Source organism: Janthinobacterium sp. FW305-129, from assembly GCF_020858115.1.
Classification (GTDB): domain Bacteria; phylum Pseudomonadota; class Gammaproteobacteria; order Burkholderiales; family Burkholderiaceae_D; genus Janthinobacterium.
In genome coordinates, this window is the sequence record NZ_JACYMM010000027.1 from 1 (window position 1) to 4267 (window position 4267).

Sequence of the window (4267 nt, forward strand, 5' to 3'; positions counted from 1 at the left end):
AACGCCCTGAGCTACTTCAAGCAGACGGTGCGTTCGCGCATCGGCGCGCTGGGGGTGCGGGCCGAGGGCATCTATGTCGGTGGCCTGGGCACGTGGTTCCCGCGCGCGCGGCTCGAGTACCGGCACCAGTTCCAGGGCGCCGATGATGCGCGCCTGGCGTATGCCGACCTGGTGGCCGACGGTCCCGTGTACGTGATCCGCACGGTGCCGCAGCAGACGGGCAACTGGACGGCGGGGCTGGGCGTGAAATTGCTGCTGTCGAACGGCATGACTCTCACCTTGGACTACAACAGCAATCTGAACATCGATAGCGGACGTACCCAGTCGGTGATGTTCGGCATCGCCATGCCGCTCAGGTAGGCCTGCAATTCAAGGAAGTGACGCCGCGGGGCGGGAGCAGCTTGCTCCCGCCCCGCGGCGCATGTGGCGGCTGGTTTTTCATGTCATTGCCGTGCCAGGGCGGCAATGATTCCATTAGAATCAGGCATCGTCTTGACCACACTGCTTACGGAATGGAATACCTGGAATGATGAATGTACTGACCCTCGAACATTTTGCCGCGCGCGTCAACGAGACGTTTGTTGCGGCCGCTGACGGGAATGCCGCCTTTGTCCTGAAGGAAGTGCGCCCGCTGCCGTCAGCGACCCTGGAGGGCTTGATGCGCAAGCCGTTCAGCCTGTTGTTTCACAATAGCTCGCCCATCCTGTTCAACCAGAAAATCTTCCAGATGCAGCATGAAGCGTTGGGCGAGGTGGGTATCTTTCTGGTGCCGGTGGCGCGTGACAGCCACGGCTTTCTGTACCAGGCAGTGTTTAACTGAGGTCAGTACGGGGAGAAGGGCAAGGCGGGCGCCGCGATGGCGCCGTCTGCCTGGATCAAGCAAGCTTAATCAAATGACGGGAATTCGCCTTGCAGGGAGATGCAGAAATTGACCGCTAGCAACGGCTGGCGGTTTTCATGCGCCTGGCCGCCGCCAGCGGTACCGATCGCCGCCGGGGCCAGCGTGACATTGGGCGGCGTTGCCGGCACGAATGCGGACGTGCCGCCAAGCGCAATCAAGCCATCGCCAGCGAGCGGTGTGTTGTGCTGCAGGGCGGCGGTGGGCTGGCGGTACACAGTGAGTTGATGGGTGTGGTTCGGGATTTCCGTGACGTTCAATGCGACACTGTTGGTGCCGAAGGTCTCGCCCATCACGCGCGGCGTCAGGCTGGGTGCTTGTCCCTGGCTGCAGGGCGCGCGTCCCGTGAAGTTGGGCAGCTGGAAGGTGGTGGTTCCATTGCCGCCATACTGTGTGCCGATCAAGGAAAACAGCGCGGCATGTTGCTGGATCTGCAGGGTGGCGCCATTGCAGCTGGCCCATCCGTAGGGTGTGAAATTGAAGCCGAAGACTTGTATCTCGCCAAGGTATGGTGTTGTCACGGTAGGTTCTCCTGATCGATTTTATGGGCTGCGCTAGCTAGCTTGCTGGCTGTTATTGCTGTGATGGGAAAATGCCTGCCCATGCGATGCAAAATGACGCTGTCAGGGTTGGCATGGTGTTCGCGTGCGGCAGGTTGCCGCCTGTCGCGCCCGTGGCGGTGGTAGCCAGTGCATAGGCGGTCAGCCCGGTCAGATCGCTCGTGTACATCTTGTCGTTATTCGACGGGGCAGTCAGCAGCAGGTTGGCCGCCGGCACATTCGCCGTCGCCAGGGTGCTGTTCACATTGTACGGGTGCGTATGCGAAGGAAGCTGGGTGGCAAGCAGGGTCACGGATTCGCTGCCGCTTCGTTGCCCCAGGGGCCGGTTGCTCAGGCCGGGACCGGTACCCATATGCAGGGGAACCTGGCCGCGCAAGTCGGGCACGGCAAAAGTGTTGACGCCGTCGCCGCCGTAGGTGGTGCCCAGCAGGGTGTACAGCACTTCATTATTGGCGATCGGTTTCAGGCTGCCGTCGCAGGCGAACCAGCCGCTGGGAATGCGGGGAAAGGCAAACAGGCGAATTTCGCCGACATAGGGTGTGGTCATGACTATGCTCCGTAAGAGGTGGCTGATTCGTTAGTTGCGCGACGGGAAGATACCGCTCAAGGCGATATTGAAGTTGATGACCGAGAACGGCTGCATATTGTTATGCGCCTGGTTGCCGCTGGTCAACGCAAGGGTCTTGCTGGAGAGGGTGACTTGCGGGCCCGCCGAACCGTAGATGAATTCCGCGCCGCTGCCGCCAAACAGGGTATTCGTGGGGTTTTTCGAAGTGCCGGGCGTGGTCACCGTATTGGCCGCATGCGTGTGCTGTGGCATCTCGGTCGATATCAAGGTGACAGCCTCGACCCCCACGCGCGCGCCGATCTGATAGGGCGTGGGTTGCCAGGAACCATCCACCGAACTGCCTGCACCGACAGGGGTACTGCCTTGCAAGTCAGGCAAGGCAAAGGTGGTACTGCCATTGCCGCCGTAATACGTGCCCAACAGTGCGAACAGCGCCTGATTCTGCGCAACTGGCAGCAATTGCCCGTTACATGCTGCAAAGCCACGCGGCGCAAAATTGAAACCGCCCATCATGATTTGTCCTAGATACACATCAGCCATCATCGTTCTCCCACGGTTGGAATGTCATTAAATTTCAAATGAGCAATATTTTCCATTTGCAATTAATATTGCGTTTTAAAAAACCCTTTTTGTTATAGTTACTTTATTGAAATCTCGGGGTAGCATACGTTGTCATATGGCAAGCGTCAACATCTGTTGGCACTGTAGAAGAGCTCGGAATGGACCTTGCTGGCGGCCTGAAATCACGTTCTTTTTTGTCTGAAAAATTCTGTATTGGAGAAACTATGTTGCGTATTTGCAACGGTGTCGTCGCCCGCCCGGTATTTGCTTTTCTGCGTTCTTTTTTTGTTGGGAACCAGGGACGAATGCCAAACCGTGCCGCTGACAGGTCGCCAGTCTCGGGCCTTTTCGTGCACTGGTTCGCTTCGCTGTGCCTGGTGATGCTGGGACTCGTCGCAGGTCCTGCACAGGCGGATCCGGGTGATCCGAGCACGAAATGTATTCCCAATCAGAGAAGTTTTACCGTCGCATCAGGAGCCCCCTATGTGATTGATTTGTCTGCCTGTAGCGAATTTGGTTTGACGGAAAATATCCCCGGCGCGCAGCACGGCATGATTACCGGCCTCGTCGGTAACGGTACCGGTATTGCGACCTATATTAATAATGGCGACGGGGCCTTGTCCGACAGCTTTGTTCTGTGGGACGAGGACAGCAAGGCCGTGACTTTCACGGTGACTGTCCTGCCTCCCGCGGCAGCCTTTAGCGTGTCGCCGGCCGGTTTGACGGCACCCGTGATTGGCGTGCCGTACAGCCAGGCCATGTCGGCGAGCGGTGGCGTGGCTCCCTATACCTACGCGATGGATACTGGAACCTTGCCACCTGGCATCACCGTGTCATCGAGCGGCGTAATTTCCGGCACCGTGACGGCGACCGGCGCCTATGTGTTCGGCGTCAAGGTGACTGATTCGACGGCAGGCACGCCGCTGACCGTCACCAAGAACTATTCCGTGTCGATCGCCATACCAATCTTGTCCATCACGCCCACGGTCCTGTCGGCGGGAGGATTGTCGACGCCCTACAGCCAGCAGATGTCCACTTCGAATGGCACCGCGCCCTACACTTACGTGGTGGAATCGGGCAGCTTGCCGCCGGGCCTGACCTTGTCGAGCAGCGGCCTGGTTTCGGGCACGCCGGGTAGCCTGGGTACCTTCAATTTCGTGATCAAATCGACGGATGTCACTGGCGGCAACGGACCGTACAACACATCCAGAAGCTACTCCATGGTGATCAACGCCACCCCGCCGCCGACCGTGACCGGCATCTCGCCGACGGCAGGCCCCACCGGTGGTGGGACCAGCGTGATTATCACCGGTACCAATTTGACGGGCGCGACGGCAGTGAAGTTCGGCGCCACCAATGCCAGCGGCTTTACGGTCAACAGCGCCACGCAGATCACGGCGACGGCGCCGGCGGGCAGCGCAGGCACGGTGGACGTGACCGTCACGACTGCCGGCGGCGGTAGTACCACCAGCGCGGCCGATCAATTTACCTATGTCGGCGCGCCAATTGTGACCAGCATTTCGCCGACCGCGGGTCCCACCACTGGCGGTACCACGGTCACCATCACCGGCACGCGCTTTACCGGCGCTACAGCCGTGACCTTCGGCGCCACGGCGGCCACCGGCTTTACGGTCAACAGTGCCACGCAGATCACGGCGACGGCGCCAAGCGGCACGGGTA

General features: G+C 59.8%; 6 protein-coding genes. 3 read left to right on the forward strand and 3 right to left on the reverse strand.

All coding sequences use genetic code 11. The annotated features are described in order from the left end of the window. Window positions 1-360, forward strand: a 360-nt coding sequence (locus IGS61_RS27540) for an autotransporter domain-containing protein (RefSeq protein ID WP_230542478.1), incomplete at its 5' end; no start/stop codon positions are given. A gap of 166 nt (window positions 361-526) precedes the next feature. Beyond that, window positions 527-820 (forward strand): DUF6916 family protein, encoded by a 294-nt coding sequence (locus tag IGS61_RS27545; protein ID WP_230542479.1) that lies wholly within the window; start codon window positions 527-529, stop codon window positions 818-820. 65 nt (window positions 821-885) lie between these two features. Here IGS61_RS27545 and IGS61_RS27550 read toward each other — a convergent pair whose 3' ends face one another. From IGS61_RS27550 to IGS61_RS27560, 3 genes are read right to left on the reverse strand one after another with little or no spacing between them, the layout of a single operon-like run. Then, window positions 886-1419 carry a phage tail protein gene (locus IGS61_RS27550; protein ID WP_230542480.1) on the reverse strand — a complete coding sequence of 178 codons (534 nt, stop codon included), beginning with the start codon at window positions 1417-1419 and terminating at the stop codon, window positions 886-888. 52 nt (window positions 1420-1471) lie between these two features. Beyond that, window positions 1472-2005, reverse strand: a complete 534-nt coding sequence (locus IGS61_RS27555) for a phage tail protein (protein WP_230542481.1) — start codon at window positions 2003-2005, stop codon at window positions 1472-1474. Window positions 2006-2035: 30 nt separating this feature from the next. Then, window positions 2036-2539 carry a phage tail protein gene (locus tag IGS61_RS27560; RefSeq protein WP_230542482.1) on the reverse strand — a complete coding sequence of 168 codons (504 nt, stop codon included), beginning with the start codon at window positions 2537-2539 and terminating at the stop codon, window positions 2036-2038. Window positions 2540-3105: 566 nt separating this feature from the next. On the opposite strand from IGS61_RS27560, the gene IGS61_RS27565 reads away from it, so the two are divergent. Beyond that, on the forward strand, window positions 3106-4267 hold a 1162-nt coding region (locus IGS61_RS27565), incomplete at its 3' end, for an IPT/TIG domain-containing protein (RefSeq protein WP_230542483.1).

Excerpts from the sequence above, each read along its gene's own strand:
- IGS61_RS27555 (WP_230542481.1), bottom strand. The coding sequence starts at position 2,005 with ATGACCACACCCTATGTCGGCGAAATTCGCCTGTTTGCCTTTCCCCGC.
- IGS61_RS27545 (WP_230542479.1), top strand. The coding sequence starts at position 527 with ATGATGAATGTACTGACCCTCGAACATTTTGCCGCGCGCGTCAACGAG.
- IGS61_RS27560 (WP_230542482.1), bottom strand. The coding sequence starts at position 2,539 with ATGATGGGCGGTTTCAATTTTGCGCCGCGTGGCTTTGCAGCATGTAAC.